This is a genomic window from Streptomyces sp. NPDC005070, assembly GCF_053600395.1.
The window spans coordinates 1-20577 of sequence record NZ_JBSFZS010000016.1 but is presented as its reverse complement, the minus strand read 5'-3'; the positions used below and the strand labels follow the sequence as shown (position 1 = coordinate 20577).

11 protein-coding genes and 1 pseudogene are annotated in these 20577 nt (G+C 70.6%); 10 read left to right on the top strand and 2 right to left on the bottom strand.

The genetic code is table 11. The features are described from left to right. Positions 1-275: 275 nt before the first annotated feature. The 7 genes from ACWEBX_RS08075 (at position 276) to ACWEBX_RS08045 (ending at position 14899) form a co-directional block, all read left to right on the top strand. A complete protein-coding gene (locus ACWEBX_RS08075) occupies positions 276-2372 on the top strand; it encodes a hypothetical protein (protein WP_451884066.1) in 2097 nt (698 codons plus the stop codon). Then, positions 2366-3337, top strand: coding sequence for a hypothetical protein (locus ACWEBX_RS08070; protein ID WP_451884065.1), 972 nt, complete (start codon positions 2366-2368; stop codon positions 3335-3337). Before ACWEBX_RS08075 ends, ACWEBX_RS08070 begins: the two co-directional genes overlap by 7 nt. Further along, the gene (locus tag ACWEBX_RS08065) at positions 3334-8784 is read left to right on the top strand and encodes a DEAD/DEAH box helicase (RefSeq protein WP_451884064.1); all 5451 of its coding nucleotides are present in this window, start codon (positions 3334-3336) and stop codon (positions 8782-8784) included. The genes ACWEBX_RS08070 and ACWEBX_RS08065 overlap by 4 nt, the downstream gene beginning before the upstream one ends. Beyond that, positions 8781-10574 carry a hypothetical protein gene (locus tag ACWEBX_RS08060; protein WP_451884063.1) on the top strand — a complete coding sequence of 598 codons (1794 nt, stop codon included), beginning with the start codon at positions 8781-8783 and terminating at the stop codon, positions 10572-10574. Before ACWEBX_RS08065 ends, ACWEBX_RS08060 begins: the two co-directional genes overlap by 4 nt. Positions 10575-10579: 5 nt before the next feature. Next, positions 10580-11905: a hypothetical protein gene (locus ACWEBX_RS08055; protein WP_451884062.1), complete on the top strand. Its 1326-nt coding sequence runs from the start codon at positions 10580-10582 to the stop codon at positions 11903-11905. Then, the gene (locus ACWEBX_RS08050; RefSeq protein ID WP_451884061.1) at positions 11902-13611 is read left to right on the top strand and encodes an Hsp70 family protein; all 1710 of its coding nucleotides are present in this window, start codon (positions 11902-11904) and stop codon (positions 13609-13611) included. The genes ACWEBX_RS08055 and ACWEBX_RS08050 overlap by 4 nt, the downstream gene beginning before the upstream one ends. A gap of 664 nt (positions 13612-14275) precedes the next feature. Then, positions 14276-14899: a hypothetical protein gene (locus tag ACWEBX_RS08045; protein ID WP_451884060.1), complete on the top strand. Its 624-nt coding sequence runs from the start codon at positions 14276-14278 to the stop codon at positions 14897-14899. Positions 14900-15404: 505 nt separating this feature from the next. Here the strand turns inward: ACWEBX_RS08045 and ACWEBX_RS08040 are convergent. Then, entirely contained in the window at positions 15405-15875 is a 471-nt protein-coding gene (locus ACWEBX_RS08040; RefSeq protein ID WP_451884059.1) for a hypothetical protein, read from the bottom strand. 543 nt (positions 15876-16418) lie between these two features. Here ACWEBX_RS08040 and ACWEBX_RS08035 point away from each other — a divergent pair. Beyond that, complete coding sequence (locus ACWEBX_RS08035; protein WP_451884058.1) at positions 16419-16625, top strand: hypothetical protein; 207 nt, start codon at positions 16419-16421, stop codon at positions 16623-16625. Continuing rightward, entirely contained in the window at positions 16625-17308 is a 684-nt protein-coding gene (locus tag ACWEBX_RS08030; RefSeq protein WP_451884057.1) for a restriction endonuclease, read from the top strand. Before ACWEBX_RS08035 ends, ACWEBX_RS08030 begins: the two co-directional genes overlap by 1 nt. A 149-nt stretch (positions 17309-17457) precedes the next feature. Here the strand turns inward: ACWEBX_RS08030 and ACWEBX_RS08025 are convergent, their stop codons facing one another. Further along, on the bottom strand, positions 17458-19668 hold the full coding sequence (locus ACWEBX_RS08025) for a tetratricopeptide repeat protein (protein WP_451884056.1): 2211 nt from the start codon (positions 19666-19668) through the stop codon (positions 17458-17460). A gap of 260 nt (positions 19669-19928) precedes the next feature. Here ACWEBX_RS08025 and ACWEBX_RS08020 point away from each other — a divergent pair. Continuing rightward, positions 19929-20491 (top strand): annotated as a pseudogene (locus ACWEBX_RS08020) (IS5 family transposase); the annotation flags it as partial. Between the last annotated feature and the right edge of the window lie 86 nt (positions 20492-20577).

Below are 20577 nucleotides of genomic sequence, written 5' to 3'. Positions count from 1 at the left end.
TCTCCACTGCGGTGCAGGTCAGGGCCGGCAGGAGGCGGCTGTGGGCAACGCCCCTGACGTCTGCGGGACGAGCCGCAAAGCGGTGCGGGCACCGTCGGCGGACGGGAGGGTGCCTGCCCGGCACAGGAGGTGCAGGGGAGCGGCCTTCGGTCTGATCGAGGAGCTTCGCTGCCTGTTTGTGCTGCCAGATCAGTGCAACCATGCGATGTCAGTGGCGGTCCATAGGGTGCAGCCCCCAGGGGGCGGGCTGCACCGCAGGTGGCGCGGCATCTGCCGTGTTTCTGCGAGTGGTGGGGGACCCGGACGGACAGGCCGGGGGCAAGATGTGGGGGCAGGACGTGGACTTCGCGCCGTATGCGGACTGGCAGCGGGCATTGGAGGAGGCCTTCTTCAGTCCGGACTGGGACGGCCATCCGGTCGTCATGTATGTCGACGACGCAGTGGCGGAGCAGCTGCAGGAGCGTTTCCGCCTTGCGGTGCCGCTTGCTGAGGCCGTGCGCCGGGTTGTCTGGCCCGGCGAGCCCAAGCCCTACCGGGACATCGAGCGGTACGCGGTGTCCAGGGGCGCGGGCAGGGAGGATGCGCCGGCGGTGCTGCCCCTGCTCGCCTGCTCGGTGGTAGCCGCGACCCGCATGGCCCACGACGGAGACCGCAGGGCGAGCAACTACCACAGCCATTTCTCCGAACTCCTCGCCGGCAGGGACGGCGTGCTCACGTCGGGCGACTATGCGGCAGTCGCCGAGATGTGGCAGAGGCTGGCCTCCTGGCAGGTCCAGTGGGGCTCCTACCGGGGCCTGTGCACGATCCCGTCGCCGGGCGATGTGCCCCGTCACCAGGCGCGTATCGGATACGCCCTGTCCCAGGCGGTGCTGCGCGGGACCGACCGGCAGCTGCTGCCGAAGTTCTTCGACGTCATGAGAGCGCGCAGCACAGGGGCGTGGCCGCAGACGGGAGCGGCCCTGGCGCAGGGCGCGCGCTACTGGGACCAGGCCGCGAAGTTCTCGCCGGCTCTCCAGAGGGCGCTCGAGCACCCGGAGTTCCGGCCGCTCGTCGAGCGGCTGCTGGGCCGCCTCGCCGATGTGTGGGACGGCTCCCCGCAGTACGTGGCCCACGGGACTCCGCGCGGGGAGCTCCTGGTGCGGTTCGAGAACCGGCGCCTTGGCTGGCTGGCCCGGTTCCCGCGCCCGCAAGCGGGCGGGTACCAGCTGGCCGGCGGTGCCGCGCTGCGGCAGCTGGGGGAGACGAACTACTACGCGGTGGACGGGCTGGAGCTGCCCGCGGACCGCTCCCTGCGCGCGGGCGTGCAGCTCACCGGAGAAGGGGTCGCCGTCAGCCGTCCGGCCTCCTCGCTGGTCGTGCTGACGCAGAACGAGTCGCTGGACTGCCGCACCAGCGTCGACAGGTTCGTGCCCGGCGAGGACCACATGGTCCTCGCAGCGCCCGATGCCGCCCGCGACGTCGAGGCCGTGCTGCACAAGGCGGCCTCGCCCAGGCCCGAGCCCCGGTCCTCGCTGTCGTGGCTGCCCCGGGGGTGGGTCCTGTACCCCCGGGTGGTCTTCGAGGACGCGGTGACCCTCAGGGAGGCCATCCGCGAGGTCAGGGGGGCGCTGCTCGCGGTCCAGCCTGCCCCGCAGTTCAAGGCCGCACTCCAGGGCGGCCTGCTCCTCGCCCCCCGGCTCAGCCGGAAGCTGTACCTCGCCGGGGGCGAGCCGGACCTCGTGCTGCCCGACGACGCGTCGGGCGAGGCAGTGCTCGACGGGCAGCGCCAGCGCCCGCCGTTCCAGGCCAGGGGCGTACCGATCCCGCTGTGGCCGCGGGGGCTGGAGCCGGGCGACCACGTCCTGGAGGCGGAGAGCAGCGTCCTGGCCTTCGCCACGGCCGACAGCACCCCGGGCGTGGCGGAGCCGGAGCAACTGGTCGGCTTCGCCGCCGCAGGCGGAGGAGCCGCGGCATTCGCCTCCCCCGGCAGCGGTGCCGGCCTGGTCCGCGGAGCCGGCCTGGGCAGCGGCGGCTCGGGTGCCGCGCCTCGCGTGGTCCTGTGCCGCCGCCGGGCCCAGGAGACCGTCTTCGCCTCCTCGGACGGGCGGGCCTGGCGGATAGCCGAGCCCGCCACCCCTTCCTGGTGGTCGCGGCTGGCGCAGGCGCCTTCCGACTACCACTTCGAAGTTGACGTCCGGGCCGGCGGCGGATGGGTCCTGCAGCTGCGGCAGGGCGAGTGGTCCGCCGAACCGGCCTATCCGCAGGCCCCCTCGTTCACTCCCGGCCCGGAGCACCGCGCCTGGGCCGATGCAGTCCTGGGCGCAGCGGGCGCAGGCAGCGGAGAGCTGTGGGATTCGTTCGTGGAGCTGGCCCGGGAGGTTACGCAGTGCTGAGTATCGGAAACCTGCTCCTGCGGTGGGCGAGCGAACTCGGGGGCGGCAGGGTCGCAGACTTGAGGGCCGGCGTGGCGCGCACCGCCCGCAGCAGGGGCATCCCGGTGCGCGAGGGCGCGGACGGCCGATGGCTGCGTGATGTGTCGGCACTGGGGCATCTGGACGTGGACTGGCGCCAGGGGCTGTGGTCCGCGGCTCCCGCGGTGCTCACACGGGTGCCGTTCTCCGACGGGCTCGCCGTGGTCGCCGGGCGCCGGAGCGCGGCCTTCGACCAGGCGGCTGACGCCGCAGCCGAGCAGTGGGCCGAGCTGCTGTGGGTGGAAAACGAAGCAGTCGAGGGCGACATCCCGGTGCCCGACACGCTCTACCTGCAGTACGACGCAGCAGAGCGCCTGCCCCAGGACGCCGAGCGGCTCGGATGCGCCTACGTCTCCTGCGCAGCCCTCCAAGCCGTGTCCGTTCTGCCCGACTTGGCGGCGGGCCCTGCAGCCGCCCCGCCGGGACTGGGCAACACGCACACCGTGGAGCGGTACAACAGCCGCACACGCGATTACGAGCCGTCCCACTCCTACAGTGAGGACGGCCTGTACCGGTGGCGCAGCGCAGACTGGGTGCGGCTGGTCCAGCTCCGGCGCGGAGAGCGGTTCCTGAGCACCGAGCACGAGTACGGCGTCTACCTCGAGCACGAGCGGCTGGGCACCGGTGCGATGCGGTGGAAGGCCGAGGCAGGCGCGGGGCGCCAGCGCGTAGGCCGCCTCGCAGTCGACTGGGGAGCCCCCCTGCCGCCGCTGCACGCCCGGGCCGCCGTGCTGTGCAGCGGTCTGCAGCCGCGCTTCCACGAGCTGGCCCAGACCGTCGGCTACGACAACGTCCCCCTCGCGGCCGCCCAGCGGCTGGCCGCGTCCCTGCACCAGCAGCTCGAGATCCAGACGGCCGCTGCGGCTGCCGGGAAGGCGCAGCGATGACTGATTCCACCCGGCGGCGCGCAGCCACCGACATCCCCGGCACGTTCCAGGCGCTGCGCGAGACCCTCATGCGGTACTACGACACACCGTTCGCCGTCGACGACCCCTCGGTCATGGCCGAGCGGCGCGCCCTGCTGGACACCGACGGCGGAGCCTGGCGCGAACCCCTGCTGGAACTGCGCCCGCAGTACGCCTCCAGCGGCGTTTCCGTCGCCGACTCCTTCCGCGCCGCGGGCGCGCACCCGCAGGCCGCGGAATTCGCCCAGTTCGCCCTCCCCGCCGGGGTGGAGCAGCTGTACCGGCACCAGCACGACGCGCTCGTCGCCGCATGCGGCAGCGGCCGGGACTTCGTCGTCACGGCCGGCACCGGCTCCGGCAAGACGGAGGCCTTCATGCTGCCGGTCATCGCGGACCTGGTCGCCGAGTCCGCCCGGTGGCCGGGCCGCGGCAGCACCCAGGCCGCGTGGTGGAGGGGACGCGGCAGCCACGAGCTCAGCAGAGGAGGCGAGGACGGGCACCCGGCCGCCGTGCGCGCGCTGGTCCTCTACCCGACGAACGCGCTGGCCGACGACCAGCTGGCACGCCTGCGCCGGGCGCTGGACAGCGACGCGGCCCGCGCCTGGCTGGACCGCAACCGGTCCGGCCACCGCTTCTACTTCGGCCGCTACACGAGCGCCACACCGGTGGCGGGCAGCGCCGGTTCGCTGCCCGCCCTGGAGCGGCTGCGCACGTATATGCAGGCAGTGGAGGAGCGGGAGAGGCGCGCCGGCGGGCAGCTCCACGACTTCATCCCCCGCGTCGGCGGCGCGGAGATGCACGCCCGCTGGGACATGCAGCAGGCCGCGCCGGACATCCTGGTGACCAACTACTCGATGCTCAACATCATGCTCCTGCGCCCGCAGGAGGAACCGATGTTCGAGGCCACCCGCCGCTGGCTCAAGACCCCCGGGGCGCGCTTCACGCTGGTCGTGGACGAGCTGCACATGTACCGCGGAACCGCCGGCACCGAGGTCGCCTACCTGCTGCGCAAGCTGCGCCACCGGCTCGGGCTCGACGACGCACCGGAGAAGTTCCGCGTGCTGGCCGCCTCCGCCTCGCTCCAAGCAGGACGGGACGACGCGTTCCTGCAGTCGTTCTTCGCGCTGCCCGGCGGCCGACACGTCGTCGTGCCCGGAACCCTGGTCCTGCCCGAGCGCGGCTCGACCGACTTGACCGCCCACGCCCAGCAGCTGGCCGCCGCGGCCGGAAAGGACCTTCCGGCAGAGCAGACGGCCCGGCTGCTGCAGGCCACCGGCGCAGCCGACGCCCTCGCCCTGGCTCTCGCGCCGGGCGGCAAGCCCCAAGCGCTGAGCCTGCCGCGTGCGGCCGCCCAGCTCTTTCCCGGCCTGGACTCGCAGGACGAGCAGGGCGCCGCACTGCAGGGCCTGCTCCGCGCGCTGGACGCGGCATCGGACCCCGCCCTGCCCAAGCTGCGCGCGCACATGTTCTTCCGGAACATCGACGGCATCTGGGCCTGCTCCGACCCGCAGTGCCCCCACGTCCCCGGCGACAGGCACCCCGAGCGCCGGGTCGGGCGCCTGTTCAGAGCCCCCACCTCCCGGTGCAGCTGCGGGGCCCGGGTCCTGGAGCTGCTGTACTGCCAGAACTGCGGCGACCTCATGCTCGGCGGCTTCACCAGCCCCTCCCTCCTGGGCAAGGACACCTTCCGCGGCTCGCTGCACACGGACTTCCCCGACTTCGACCAGCTGCCGGACGACGCGAGCGCACAAGCCAGCGCCGGCAACTACGTCGTGTACTGGCCGCGCACGGAGCAACCCGGCCTGGAGAGCGCCCAATGGACGGGCTCGACCTCCAACCAGGGCGCCAAGGCGGCCTTCCAGTTCCGCCAGAGCCGCTACCAGCCGGGCACCGGGCGCCTCGCCAACGACCGCGCGCACTACACCGGCTGGTCCTTCCACGTGGTCCCAGAAGCCGGGAAGGACGGCAAGCCGGCCCTCGACATCCGGAGCCTGAGAGCGTTCCCAACCCGCTGCCCGGCCTGCGGCGACGACTGGGAGATGAAGCGGGCGCGCGACGCCAAGACAGGCGCGATGAAACCCATCGGCCTGGAGGACCCCGCACGCCTGCGCAGCGCCCCCGTGCGCCGGATGCGCACCGGCTTCGACAAGCTCAACCAGGTCCTCACCACCGAAGCCCTCGGCCACATGCCCCCGGGCGAGCGCAAAGTGATCGCCTTCTCCGACAGCCGCGACGACGCCGCAGAACTCGCCAGCGGACTTGCCCTGCGCCACTACCAGGACCTCCTGCGGCTCATGGCCGCTGAGGTCGTCGAGAAGCAGGGCGACCCCTACGCGGACCTGCAGCTCGTCAAAGCGCACTACGCACAGCTCCAGCCCGTCGACCGCGACCAGGTCAAGGCCGCACTCCAGCGGCTGCGAGAGCGCCACCCCCGCGAACTGTCCGCGCTGCGCGACATCCTCAACGACGAGATCGACGCAGAGCCCCAGCGCCAGCCCGAACTCGAGGCGGTGCTCAGCGCGCTGCCCTCACTGCAGGACCTCCGCTACGACCTGCGCGGACTCCTCCTGGACTGCGGGGCCAACCCGGGCGGCCCCGCAGCCTCCCTGCAGAACCGCAACGGCATCCCCTGGACCTCCCTGTTCGACTGGGACCGCGACCGCGCCCTGAAGAGCGGGCTGACCGAGGAGCAGGAGGACTACCTCAAGCGGATCGAGGACAGCCTGGGGCGCGAGTTCGTCTTCGGTCTGTTCTCCGGTGCCGGCCGCGACTTCGAATCCCTCGGACTGGGATGGCTGTGCCTGTCCGGCGACCGCTCCGCCCTCGACGTGCCGCCGGACTCCGACACCGCGCTCGCGCGCGCCAGCCTGCGCATCCTCGGCCTCCTCCGCCGCTTCACGGAGCTGCGCGCCGCGTCCGCGAAGCCGCCAGCCCCGCTCCTGCGCTTCTGGAAGCAGATCGCGCAGCGCGAAGGCAGCGACACCGCCAGCGTCCAGGACCGCGTCCTCGCAGCCTGGGGGCAAGCAGTCGTCCAGTACACCATCGACCCCTCCAAAGTGTCCCTGCGGGCAGGAGACGGACGCGCCTGGATCTGCGGCGGCTGCCGCCGCCCGCACCTGCACCGGGGCGCCGGCCTGTGCACGAAGTGCCAGGTGGAACTGCCCGCCGAACCACGGCAGTTCGCCGGGGCCCTCAACGACGACTACTACGCCTGGAAAGCCCAGACCAGCACTGGCCGCTTCCCGCTGCGCGCCGCTGAGCTCACCGGGCAGACCGACCGCATCGCCGCCCAATCGCGCCAGGCCCGCTTCCAGGACGTCTTCATCGGCGAGGACGAGGTGCCGGCCGCCGACGGCATCGAAGTCCTCTCGGTGACGACCACCATGGAAGCCGGCGTCGACGTCGGCTCGCTCAACACCGTGCTGCTCGCCAACATGCCGCCCACCCGCTTCAACTACCAGCAGCGCGTGGGCCGGGCAGGCCGGCGCGGCAGCCCCACCGCGACCGCGCTGACCATCTGCCGGGGGCGCAGCCACGACGAGCACTACTTCGCCAGGCCGCAAGAGATCACCAACGCCCCGACGCCCCCGCCGTACCTGGCCCTCGGCATGCCGTCGATCTTCAAACGGGTCCTGCTCGGGGAAGTGCTGCGCCAGGCCTTCCGCGCAGTGGCCGCAGCACGGAGCAAGGGCGACCCCGACCTCACCAAGAACATCCACGGCCAGTTCGGACTCGCAGCCGACTGGCCGGCGCACCGGGAGGCGGTGCGCCGCTGGGTGGACGGGCACCATGCGGACATCGAGTCGGCAGCACGCGCACTCAAGGCCGCAACACCGCCGTCCGTAGCGTCCATCGACCCCATCGCCTGCACCAAGGAGCTCCTGGACCAGGTGGACCGCAGGGCCGTCCCGGCCACCGGGCACGCCGAACTCAGCCAGCGGCTCGCCGAAGCAGGGCTCCTGCCGATGTTCGGCTTCCCCACGCGCGTGCGCTACCTCTACACCGAGCGGCCCGAGCAGAACTTCCCCTGGCCGCCGTCCGGGGCCATCGACCGCAACCTGGCCGTGGCGCTGACCAAGTTCGCCCCGGGGTCCGAGACCCCCCGCGACGGACGCCTCTACCAGTCCATGGGAGTCGTCTCCTTCCGGCCCGGACGCACCCGCCCGTGGGCCGAAGAGGAGCCCTTCGGCCCGGAGACCCGGGTCGCCCTGTGCCGCCTGTGCGCGCACATCCAGCTGCTCGAGGAAGACCAGGACCCCAAGTCGTGCCCCGCGTGCGGGGCTTCAGGCACCCATTACGCGGCACTGCCGATGCGCGAGCCCGCCGGCTTCCGCGCCGGAGTGCCCCGCGACTACGACGGCGTGCGCGAATGGGGCCAAGGAGGCGCCAGCTCCCGCACCGCAGCCGACCTCGACAAGGAAGCCCCCCGCGTAGAGCGGCGTGCTGACGACTGGCTCGTGGCCCACGCCGGAAGCGGCGACCGCTACACGGTCAACAGCAACAACGGCCGTCTGTACCGCTTCAAGAAAGCGCACGGCTCCTGGGGCGGCTACCACATCGTCGACAGCCCCAAAGCGCAGGCCGACATCGAGACCGCGCTGGGAGCAACAGAGCACACCGACATGCTGTTCCTCGGCGCCCGGGCCCCCCTGGACACCGGCCGCGGGCTTCGGTTCGACCTCTCCTCCTACGAGCAGCCGCACGGATTCCGCGACGCCTACCACGGCAGGCGCGCAGCCTGGTACTCGCTGGCCGCCCTCCTGCGCCGGGCCGCTGCGCCGTTCCTGGACGTGCAGCCAGAGGAACTCCTGGCAGGCATCCACGGCTCGGCCACGGCTTCCTCCCCGGTGCTCGCCTACCTCGCCGACAGCCTTGAGAACGGCGCGGGGTTCAGCACGCACCTGGGAGCACGCGAGCACCTCGAGGACTTCCTCGACGCAGTGGAGGGATACCTCGCAGGACTCGGCCCGCAGCACGCACAGGAGTGCAGCGGCTCCTGCTACCGCTGCCTGCGCGACTACTCCAACATGCGGCTCCACCCCCTGCTGGACTGGAGGCTGGCGAGAGACCTGATCAGCGTCCTGCGCGGGCGGCAGCTCGCCGTGGACACCGCCGTGCACGGCACGCTGCTGGAGCGCTGGGCCGAAGACCGCACCGACCTCAGCGCGCAGGTGCACGACACCCCCTTCGGCCGCATCGCCCTGGCCCAGAGCGAGTTCGCCGAGGACACCTTCGCCGTCGTGGCCAAGCACCCGCTGGAATCCGCTGAGCTGACAGCCATGGCCCCCCGGCTGCGTGAGCTGGGCGACTTCGTACGCAGCAGCGGCCTGGCCGAGCGTACGGCCTTCGCCGACGCTTACTGCCTGGACCGCATCCCCGCAGCAGTGACCAGCGAACTGGTCGCTTTCGCAGAGGAGGGGGAGCTGTGACCGCGGGCCCGATCTTCTCCCATCCTGCGGCCGGGGACCACTCCACGCCTGCGCCCACCCGCGAGGAACTCATCGAGCGCGAGCGGCAGCGCCGGCTGGCTCTGATCGCCGCACGGTCCTCCTGCTCACCGGCCGCGACCGGACACGTCGGCGAGGACCGCGGCCCCCGGCAGCTGCAGCAGCCCCAGGACGCCGCGGTGAGCGAAGCCGCCAGTCCTGCCCGCCGGCCCTCCCCGGCAACCGTTCCCGACGGGTACGGATCCGAGCCGGCCTGGCAGGCGGCGCGGCAGGCGGCCCGTACGGTGGCCGCCGCCGCACGGGCCGCCGGCCACCCCGCCCTCCAGCTCGAAGACGCTGCCACGGATGCAGCAGCCGACCAGCTGGCGCGGCTCGTGGTCGCCGCTGTCCTGCCGCTGGCGCCGGCCGCCGCTGTCCGCATGCTCGCAGAGGCAGCGGCTGCACTAGAGGCGCTCCTTCCGCCCGGCCAGGCTGTCCGTGCCCGCGCCCTCCTGGCAGGCGCCCCCGGCCAAGTAGCCGCCGCCTACGGCAGTGCGCCGGGAAGCGTGGCCGACGCAGCCTGGCAGGTGTACGCGGACTACATGCGGCTCACCCAGTACGGCCGCGTGCCCGCCGAAGAGCAGCAGCGGCTCGCACAGCTGCTGCCGCTGCCCGTCGTCGACGACCTCGTCGACGACGGGCACCTCGCACCCAGAGCCGTCCCACAAGACGGCGACCGCCGCCTCTACCTGCAGGCCCGGCTCACCCCCTCGCAGGTGGACACGGATGGCCTGCGCGGACTCGGGTGGGCCGAGGAGCAGGCCCGCCGAGAATTCCGCTTCCGCCTCGCCCGCGGGGACACCGCAGTACTCGAGGAAGCGCGCGGCCTGACGGACGAGCAGATCAGCCTCGCAGAGGACCTGGCACGCGTGCATTCAACCGGCCGGATCCCACCCGAGCTGTCCGCCAAGAAATGGCTGTGGCCTGCACTCGAGCGGCTCGCCCCACAGGCTCCTGTAAACCTCCGCCGCGACAAGGCCTTCGGCAGCTGGTTCGTCGTACGCCGCATGCACCGCACTCTTCGGGCCGCGCACCGCGAGCAGCTGCTCAAGGACCCCAAGCGGGCCGACTCGCTGCTCAAACACGCGCGCAACGAGGCCAACGCACTGCGGGACATCTGGACGCCGGGCAGCTGGGAGGCCAAGAACCTCCTCGCCTACCTCCTGATGCTCAGCCCGGCCGGAGAGGAGTCCTACGACGAGGCCCTCGACGCCATCAGCCCGGTGGCGCAGGGCCGCGGCCTGCGCGAAGACCAGCTGCCCGGCGCCGGGCGCACCCACCTCGAGCACAACCGCACGGTGCTGCGCCAGCTGCAGCGCCACCGCGAGGACGACCACGTCCTGAACCCCTACCTCGTCCTGGGGGTAGCGGACAGCGCGCCAGAGCAGGTGTGGAAGGAAAGGTGGCGGGCCCTGCGCCGGGCGCTCGACGACGACGGCGAGGCCGCGGTCAACCAGGCCAAAGACGCCATTCAGGCACTCGAGCGGGGCCGCGCGGCCGTAGAGCCCTTCCTCGTCCCCCTGATGCCCCACCGATGGGCCAACCCCGCCGCCGAAGCGGCTGCCTCCGGAGCCGGGGCACCGCCGATGCCGCGCCGCACGGCCGCACCGACGCAGCAGGAGCGGGACTACGCCCGCGACCAGGCAGCACGGGCCATCATCCGCGCGGCCTGCCAGAATGTAGGGCTCCCAGCCGCCCCCCCGGCCTTCTTCCCAGAGAGCAGCAACCAGTGAAAAACATGTCCCAAGGAGGCAGCGGGTCGTCCGCGCACGACAGGACGGGACAGCCGCCGGCCAAGGGCGACAAGCGCGGCACCCGGCCCCAGCAGGCCCAGACAGCGCCGCCAGAGCGGCAGAACCGTGCCGGCCGCGCACCCGCCGCCCCTCCCCGCAGGACGCCGCAGCCGCCAGTCGTCGTCCGCATCGGAGAAGGCCATCCGCACTGCGAGGCAGGCACCTTCGACGCTGCGGCCCTCCTGGCATCCGTCCTGGCATGTGTCGAACCGCGCATCACCGCGGGACTCCACTCCCTCCAGGGCGCTGCAGCCGATGCAGACGGCAGCACCGAGGCAGTGGCCCAGGCCATCCGGACCGTCGGCCGCCAACTCGCGGACGCTGTGCGGGCGGGCGTTGTCGAGGGCATGAGGTCCCGCGACCGCCACCTCGCCCAACTGGCCGTGATCGACCGCGCTGCAGCCCAGGCCGGCGCCCTCGCAGAGCTCCAGGAGCGCATCGACCGGGAACTAGCCCTTGCCGGGGTCCGGCGCATCTCGGAGGCCACCGACCTGGCCGCGTTCAACCTGGCCGGCGCAAGCGGCACCTCGGACGGCAGCCTTCCAGGCGACGCCTACGAACTGGTCAGTCCCGCATACGTCGACGCCGAAACCGGGCGCATGATCGAGCGCGGGTGGATCCGCCCCCTGCCGGCGGGACCGGCCCCAGCACCCGCAGGCAAGCTCCACGGATCTGTCTCGCGCACGCACAAGGACCGGCGGCGCCCCGAGACCGCCACCGGCGAGCCGCCCGCAGCAGGCCAGCTCACGGCGCAAGGCCCCCAACAAGACCCCGCCCCGCACCGCAGCACGCAGAGCCCCGGCAGCGCCCCAGAGCAGCCGGCTGCAGCCGCAGAGCAGACCCCCGCCCCCCACCACCAGGAGCCGCGCCAGGGCGAGCACCGCGACGCGCCCCGGCAGACCGTCCGGGAGGAACCGCAACCGGAAGGCCACAGCAGCCCTCCCGGAGCACGCAGCGGAACCCGCCCCGGGCCGTCCGCGGATCCGCAGACCGGACCGGCCGCAGAGCAGCAGCACGCAGAGGATGGCGGCCCGGGCCGCACCGAGGCCCCCGGCCCAGCAGCTGACCGCAGCGAACCGGACACAGCCGAGGAGCCCGGGGGGCACCCGCTGCCTCAGACTGCCCCCGCGGACCAGGCCCGGAAGCCCCGCCGCACCGCCGCACGCGCCCCGGGAGCCGTCGGAGGCGTCGCCATGCCCCGCCGGTACCGCCCCCAGCAGCCCGGCACGGCACCAGAACAGGACAACCAGCTTCCCAGGAGCACGAGTTGACATTCGGCATCGATTTCGGCACCAGCAACTCGGTTGTCGCCCGGTCCGACGGCGCCCGCACCGAGACACTCCCCATCGACAGCCACGGCATCCCCGCCCAGTGGCGCCAGCCGGAATTCGAAGAGCTCTTCCCCTCCGTCCTGGCCGTCCGCGACCTGCAGCGCACCCTCTGCTTCGGCTGGGCGGCCAAGACAGCCCCGGGCGAGCCCGTGGACGCGGTCAAGCGGATGCTGGGCACACGCTCCGCCGGAGCGCAGCAGGGCGGTGCGGGAGCGCCCGCCCTCGAAGAGCACCACGTGTGGCTGGGCGGTGAGCCCTTCCGCACCACGGCCGCCGCCGCAGCACTCTTCGCCCAGATGAAGACAGCCGCGCAGCGCAGCTTCCTCGACCTGTCCGAAGCCGTCGTCACCGTGCCCGCCAATGCGACCGGCGGCGCCCGGTACCGGACCCGCGCAGCCGCATTGCTGGCCGGCATCAAAGTCAAGGCGCTGCTCAACGAACCCACCGCTGCCGCCGTCTCCTACACCAACGACATCGACATCCCGGGCCGCTTCCTCATCTTCGACTGGGGCGGCGGCACCATCGACACCACCGTCCTGTACTACGACGGGAAGTACTTCGAGGAGCTGTCCTCGCGCGGCATCGCGGCACTGGGCGGACTGGAGTTCGACGAAGCACTGGCCCGGATCTTCCTGGAGAAGCTCGGCCGGGTACCCGAGCACCTGAACCCTGAAGAACGCAACCGGTGGCGGCGCGATGTGGAGCTGACCAAGATTGCCCTGTCGCGGCGCGACGCGGCTGAGGTCGCCTTCGACCTCCCGGCGCTCGGCAGGACGCTGACGGTATCGCGCGCCGAGTACCTGGCGTCCGTCTCACCGCTGATCGAGCGGGCGATGGAACCGCTGGAGCAGTGCCTGGACGACGCCGGGATCGCCCCCGGCGGAATTGACACCGTGCTCATGATCGGCGGCACGTCGCAGATCCCCGAAGCGCGGGAGGCAGTGGGCCGCATCCTGGGCGCCGACCGGATTGTCCCGGCAGAGCTCTGCCACCCCATGACGGCCGTCGCACGGGGCGCGGCGGTCTACTCAGCAGCCCTGGACGACCCCGACCAAAGAGACCGCTTCAGCCTCGTCACCAACTACGACCTGGGCACCGCCTTCGACGCTGGCCCCCGCAAGGGCTTCCAGCCCATCATCCGCCGCAACCGCACCCTGATCGCGAGAGGGGAGCGGCGCTTCACCCCGTCGCGCCCCGACGCGGTCTCCGTCAACGTGGAGATCATCGAAGGCGAAGCAGGCTACCCGGCCGACAGCGACCGGGCATTCCCCCTGTCCCGTCTGGAAGTCCCGCTGCCCAGACCGGAACGCGAACCCGAACGCAATGCGGTGCTGGTGCAATTCCGCTACGACCACAGCGGCATCCTCGGCGTGAAGGTCACCCACGAGGCCACCAAGACGCCCCTGTTCGACGGCGAGATCGACTCGTTCGGCAAGGACGGCACCCCGCTCCAGGCCGGACTCGGCGACGAACTGGTGCGGCTCCTGTCCCACGCCGAGGTGCCCTTCCTGGACGTGGGTGCCCCCTCGTCTGAGAAGGAGGGCTCGGAGCAGGCAGCGGGAGGCACACCGGCTGCGCAAGCCCCGCCGGAACCCGCTGAGGACCCCGACCTCTCGGTGAACGGCGTGTCGCAGCAGAGGCTGTGAGCGTCCCACACCGAGCCGAGCGGGGACGCTCCTCCTCGCGGAGTCTGTGCACGGGACCGGTCCAGCTGGACCGTGCGTCTGACTGGGCCAGCCCGGGCCGGGACGCAGACTGCGCCGAAGCCCGGACGCAGCCTGTCAGAGAGAGCTCAGATGATCCTGGCCCGGTGCTGGGTGAACAGGCCGTGGCGCTCGTGGTCGGCCTGGCCGGCGAACGCCTTGAACTCGCCCAGGCCGTAGGCAGGTCCGCCGGACTGGAAACCCACCAACCAGGCCTTCTGGTGCACCTATGCCAAGAACTGCACCCACATCAAAGCGGTCTGGAAACGCACCACCACCAACGGTGAGAAGACCGCCCTGTCCGCAATGATCGACACCTGCACCAACGGAGCACGCGAATCGAGTATGGGCTGCTGGAAGCTCTGCCTGCCTCAGCTGGATCGAATCGCGTGACCATCCGGCCACCGCACTCACGATCGCCACAGTCATCCTCGCCGCAGTCGACAGGCCAGCCCACACCGATCTGGCGAAGCCGCAAAGGTTGGTGGTGACAGACGACGCGCGGCCCCCCGCGTGTCACATCTCAGATACGAAGCGTGCATGGAGCATCCACCCCAAGTCACGCAGACGCCACAATGGCGGCGCTCAAACCGTCCTTGGGGGGACCATGCACGCAAGAAGCACACTCATCACCATCGCTGTCCTCGCGGCCGCGCTCACAGGCTGCGGCTCCTCGGCTCATCAGCAGGGCAAGGCCGAACGCGCCAACGGCGCCGCGGCGTCGAAGTCCGCGGACTGCGGGCCCGACTCGAACCTCTCGCAGGCCGACTGGATGGACCAGTGCGCAAGCGCGAGCCCGTCCGAGAAGGAGCCGGACACAGAGCTCGCGGTCGGGGACACGTTCGCCTACAACGACGGCGTCAAGGTCACCGTCCAGAGCATCCGCAAGCTCACGGCCTTCGGGGAATACGACACCGGCCCCGAGGCCAACCAGACCGGCTACCGCGTCACCTGGGCCGTGCTCAACGGCACGAACAAGCCGCTCGACATGGACCAGTGGTCCGAAGCAGAGCAGGGCGCCACCAACGGGGGAGAGGTCTCGATGCTCTCCGTGGAGAAGGGCTCCCGCTCGATGACAGGCCGCATCGCACCGGGCCAGACCGGCACCTTCACCAGCGAGAGCGCGCTCCGCAAGTCCAACGGCACGAAGGTCGTCATCACCATGACGCGCATGGACGCCCAGGCCGACATGCTCGCCGAAGACCCCCATTGGACCGGAACGATCAAGTAGCCGTCCCGTGAGCCCAGCTTGCTGACTTCCAGGCGTTGTCAGATTCGCGCGCCCCTGCGGGGCATCGTTGCAGGGCGGGGCTCCGGGAGCTACAAGGAAGATCCAACGCGGCCGCTGTGTGCTGTGCGTATCCGCTGCGAGTTTGCCCCGCTCCTGGACAGTGCCATCAGTCAGACGGCTCTCATCGTGGTCTGCGCCGAGCTGCTGCAATCCGCATCCCGTGGCGACCGCCGAGCTGACACCCAAGCTTCGGGCACTGGTCGAGGAGTGTGCTGCTTCTAACGCCGACGGCGGCTCCGTACACAGCCAGGCCCTTTGAGCCTGTCGTGCAGCACGGCGAGAGGCGTGCCGAACGAGGAAGCCTGTCAGGCCGCCGACGAGAGTAGCGACTGCCATCCCGGAAGCCGGACCGGACTTTCACCAGATACACGGCGGTGCGCGGTCCGTCGACGAGAGCGATCGAAGGGACTGCCACGACTCGGCGACGCCAGCGGGGACAACCGGCTCAGGCTTTGTGCGAGGGCGTTGAGCCCGAATCAGAACTTGGGACGATTCCGGCGGCGGGGTGTTGTTCGTCGCCGTGGTCCAGGAGCCTGGCCACCACGGCCTTGAAAAGGCGGTCTTCCTCGGCCGGAAGCAAAATCTCAAGCTGTCGCCCGGCGACGCTGCACACCATCATCGAGCGCTCGGCGACGACTTCGACACTGGTGTGCGGAGTCCCGAGCCGCAGTCTCGCGACCGTGCTGTCAACGGTGGAAAGGAAAACACCGTCGGCCTTCACCGTCAGACGAGCGCGGTGCCGGCCTCCGCCTGAGTTGCGGAACCGTGCGGCACAGCGGATGCGGGTGGTTTTTCCACGGTTCAGTGCGGCGACCGTCTGGGAGATGCGCCTCCTGTGCCATCGCTTCCGTATCGGGCGAAGGAGCAGCTCGGCCACGACGGCAAGGACCACGGTGTCGTAGAGGGTCTCCCACATAGGCATCTCCTGCGGCTCAGCTCTTCCGTGATCAAGATTGTGCTCAGCCTGCCGTTGGCTTCAGGACCTGGGCCTCAGAATAATCACATGGCCCCTTCCACCCACTTCGGCCGCACCCGGAAGATCCCTGCACGGGACAAGGCCCTGCCGCCTCCATCGGCCAGCTTCGAAGCCCTCACGTATGCAGTGCGCCGCTTTGCGCGTCACGGGTGGACTGCATCGAACATGTGGTGCTTCTCGCCATTTCCGGCCGTGTCTGAAGGGGCCTGAGTGCGCGGCTGCGCAGCATGCGAGACCGCACCAGCACTCCGCCTGCTGCAGTGCCCACCGTTTTGGCTGCGACTGGGCGGGATTTCCCCAGCCCCGGGCGCCAGTGCCGACCCCGTTCGAACACGACAGCGCCACAGCCAGGGACGCGGCGTGTTTGTGAGGCAGGACCGCCCTTGTTCCTGATCGTTCAGGCTGCTTTGTCAGTGCCCGCTGCTACACCAATTCCCAGTGCTCAGACCGCAGTTGGCGGTCTGGCGTACAGAGGGGGAAGCAGTGGCGAAAGCACCCGAGGGATACCACACGGTCCGCCGGCACATCCGGCGCAACCCGACTACGGGCGGGAGGAAGCTGAGCGGCTGGACGATCGCTGCGCTGATCGCAGCGGTGTGGTTATGGAGCCAGCTCATCGGCTTCGGTGAGGCCACCCCCGCGAAGACGGACACCCCGCAGCCGTCCATTTCCGCGGGCGCGGGCCGCTGATGGCCCGCCGAACTCTCCGGCTGCGCAAACCCCGCGGCAGCGGTGAGCACGCCGCGGCCGTGGTCGTCGGCTGTGCTGCGCTGTGGCTGCTGGCCCAGCTGGTCACGGCCGCCTGGCAAACGGCCATCCAGGCCTGGCCCTGGCTAGTCCTCCTCTTCCCTGCCGCAGTCGCAGTCGGGGCATGGCACACGATGCGCGAGGCTCGCGCCCGGCGGGTACGCGCCCAGTCGCTGGCCCGACTGCGGCTTACCCTCAATGAGATCGACGCCATGGACGACCAGGCTTTCGAGTTCGCGCTGCGCGACCTGCTCATCCGCGACGGCTGGACGGCACAGCGGGTCGGACAGCAGGGCGACCAGGCGGCCGATGTCATCGGACAGGACCGGCAGCGGGGCAGGATCGTCCTGCAGGCCAAGCACACCAAGGTCGCCGGCAAGGTTGGCTCAGCGGTGATGTACCAGGTCAAAGGGACAGCAGGCCCGGTCCATGGCGCGAACAGCGCGGTCGTCATCACCAACGGGTCTTTCACCCGCGACGCCAAGAGCTGGGGCGAACGGCATCACGTGCACTGGGTCGACCGCGACCGGCTTCGCAGATGGGCCGAACACGGCACCCTCCTGCAGGACCTGCTCCGCCTGCCCGACAGACCAGCACGCCGGACGGCCTTCCGCCGGGCCGCCTGAAACGGGACCGACTCATCCGCTGACCATGCCCTTGAAAGGGGGACAAGCGTAGGACGACGGATTCCTCGACCCGACCGTGAAGCCCGCACCCCCTGCCTTCTCGCCGTGGCCGCCTGCAAGCCACAGCGGCACTGCCCTTGCCGTCAGGGTCAGAGCCCGGCGGCTCCCGCGGCTGCGGCGACCGTCCGAGTCAGGGGATGCGTACTTCCCAGCGCCCGGCGGCAGTCCTCCAGGAGCGTGGCCAGCACGGCCGCAGCCTCCCGCGGCCCTTGTGTGTGGCGTGCGGCCAGGAGCTGGTCGTATCGCGTTGCCAGCGTGCGGGGGTGGCCAGCGCCGTGGAAGCGTTCCTGATCACGCAGTACCTCTGAGAGAACTTCCAGGGCACTGCCTGGTTCACCAGTCTGCCCCAGCAGCCTGCCGAGCTGGTGCCGGGTGCTCAACGTGCGTGAATGCAGGCCGAGAATACGTTCCTGGTCCCCCAGAAGAGCCTGCAACTGGCGGATGGCCTCGCGGAGGTCGCCGGACCGGGCAACAAGAAGTGCCAGCTCGAAGCGGGTGCTGAGCGTGTGCGGATGCGCTGCGCCCAGAAAGCCCTCCTGGTCCTTGAGTACCTCGGTGATACAGGCGAGGGCATCGGAGGTCCGGCCCGTATGACCGAGGGTCCGGCCCATCTCCTGACGTGCCAGCAGAACGTCCACGTGATCCGGGCCCAGGACTGCCGTCATATCGGGAAGCAGTTCTTGAAACAGATGCAGTGCCTGCGGAACGTCTCCCAGATCACGCAGGAACCGGGCTTGGCTGCTGCGGGTCACCAACGTCGCGGTATGACGGGGCCCCAGGACGCGCTGCCGGTCCAGGGTGAGACGGTCCAAAAGAGCAACAGCTTCCGAGAGCCGGCCCGCCTCGGCGAGGTACCGGGCTATGTCATGACGTGCAGCGAGCGTATCGGGGTGATCCGGGCCGAGCTGCGCCTCACGCTGCTGGTGCAGCGGACGCAGCAGGCGTACGGCCGGCAGCGGCTGCCCCGCGTTACCCAGGGCGATGGCGTGCGCATAGCCAGCGTCGGGTACCCCGTGACGGCGGGCGGTGTCGAAAGCCGCCAGCGCGACGGACGGCCGCATCAGGTCTACAGCAGCCCAACCGACGTCGAAGGCGTCGTGCGGCGTGACAGCAGCAAGGAGCGCACCCCAGCTGTTCTCAGGTATGGCCGGCAGCCCGGGAAGATCGATCAAATAGTCGAATGCCAGATACCCCCCTCGATCAGGCAGCAGAAGACTGCTGGCCCCCTGCACCGGAGCTGTCGCCCACGCCAATGCATCCTCCAGAGGCTCCGGACGCAGGACGGCACCGCCATGAGCAGACAGGTAGATCTCGTGCATCGGTACCAGCAGCGAGGTACCCACAGGCCGGTGCAGGCCCATTCGCCGGCAATCGACTGCAGCGGCGACCAGCGCAGCACCACGCGGATGCGCATTCGTCTGCCAGGCATGCATCCAGTCGTTGTGCAGTTCCGGACCCGCAGCCAGGACTTCCGCGACTCCGAACCGGTCAGACGCCTGAGCCGCCGCCTTCAACTGCGGATCCCGGTCTACCCCCTGGACCCGCCCGATTTCCTGCGGTGACCACAGACGATCCAGCTCCACCGGCTCACCGGCGTGCAGCAGAACCTCGCGGCCGGCCCTCCACGTCGCCGCGTCGGTAACGTCGCGCTGCCGCGCGCTGTACCGGTCGTATTCCTTGCTGCGCATCGACGCCAGAAGCACCACCTGCCGCTCCGGACCGCTGAGCATCGTGTTGACCATCTCCACAGTGATGCCTCCGGCCCGCAGGAACTGGTCGAACTCATCGAGCCACACCACACAGCGCCGGGCCGCGCCGACAGCAAAAGACAGCGCCTGCAGGTCCTCCGCCGGCCGCGCCTGCAGCAGGACGAAGTCGGGAACGGCCACCCGCATGGCCTCATAGGCCAGCCGGGACTTACCGGCGGTCGAAGCCCCAACGATCAGGACGAAGCCGCCCTGCCTGATCCGCCGCACGACGTCGTCAAAGCGGTCGCGTTCAACGAAGGCAGGAACCCGCTCGGCCTTCCGGCCGGTATGACGAAGCGACGCCGCAGGATGGACCCCCAGGCTGATCGGATCCACCACATCCCGCACCCACTGCGTCCGAGCAGCCAGCTCTCTCCCGCGGGCAGCTACAGCATGACGATGCGCCAAGAGCGCGGTCCTCGCCTCATCGGCGACGACACCGGTCACAGCAGCGGCAACGGCAACCACAGCAGCCGTCCACCCCGTCGGCAACCAGGCTGCGGCCGCCAGCGTCGCGCCCGCCCCACCCCCCGACACGCCGAGCAGGATCACCCAGAGGCGAAGCGACCGCCACACCCTGCCCCCATCACTGACGGAACAAAGCACCATCCACTGTGCACGACAGATACCGAACACAGACGGTCTCACCCGTAGAGAAGGGTGGCAACCACAGCAGAGACCCGAAAGACAGAAAACGCCTGCAGAGCACAGAACTTGCATCACATCCACACCCACAAGCCGCACCTGGCCCCGTACTCACCCGGGACCCCGCTAGGCAGTTTCGTTTGGATCAGTGGGTCGTTGGTCCAGGTGTGCCGTTGACTGACGCGCAGTGGGTGCGGATTGAGCCGTTACTCCCGGACCGGACGCCGCAGCGGGGTGGTCGCTGGCGGGATCATCGTGAGGTGATCGACGCGATCGCCTTCAAGTTCCAGACCGGAACCCAGTGGGTCCACTTGCCGGAGAAGTACGGCAATTGGCGAGGCGTCTACAACCGGCTGCGGATGTGGGCCGTCGATGGCACCTGGGAGCGGGTGTTCACCGCCCTGGTCGCCCAGGCCGACGCTGACGAGGACCTCAACTGGGCCGTTTCGGTGGACTCCACCATCGTGCGGGCCCACCAGCACGCGGCCGGGGCCCGCAAAAAGGGGCCCCGGCCGGCGAGCCGGACGACCATGCCATTGGCCGCTCCCGCGGCGGACTGACCACGAAGATCCACCTCGCCGCCGACGGCTACTGCCGGCCTCTGGCGTTCGTGCTCACCGCCGGGCAGGCCGGTGACGCACCCGCCTTCACCGACGTCATGGCCCGCTTGCGCGTTCCCCGAGGGCAAGGACGGCCCCGCACCAGGCCAGATGTGGTCCTGGCCGACAAGACATCCCACGCGGATAAGCGTCAAGCCGCCGCTGCCTTGAGGCCTGCTGAGGCCTGTGGGAAGGCGACTGCTTCGTTGTAGGTGTG

What these genes read in the sequence shown, in the direction of transcription:
- ACWEBX_RS08040 (WP_451884059.1), bottom strand. Translation starts at nt 15,875, where the DNA reads ATGTGGGAGACCCTCTACGACACCGTGGTCCTTGCCGTCGTGGCCGAG.
- ACWEBX_RS08065 (WP_451884064.1), top strand. Translation starts at nt 3,334, where the DNA reads ATGACTGATTCCACCCGGCGGCGCGCAGCCACCGACATCCCCGGCACG.
- ACWEBX_RS08030 (WP_451884057.1), top strand. Translation starts at nt 16,625, where the DNA reads ATGGCCCGCCGAACTCTCCGGCTGCGCAAACCCCGCGGCAGCGGTGAG.
- ACWEBX_RS08055 (WP_451884062.1), top strand. Translation starts at nt 10,580, where the DNA reads ATGTCCCAAGGAGGCAGCGGGTCGTCCGCGCACGACAGGACGGGACAG.
- ACWEBX_RS08045 (WP_451884060.1), top strand. Translation starts at nt 14,276, where the DNA reads ATGCACGCAAGAAGCACACTCATCACCATCGCTGTCCTCGCGGCCGCG.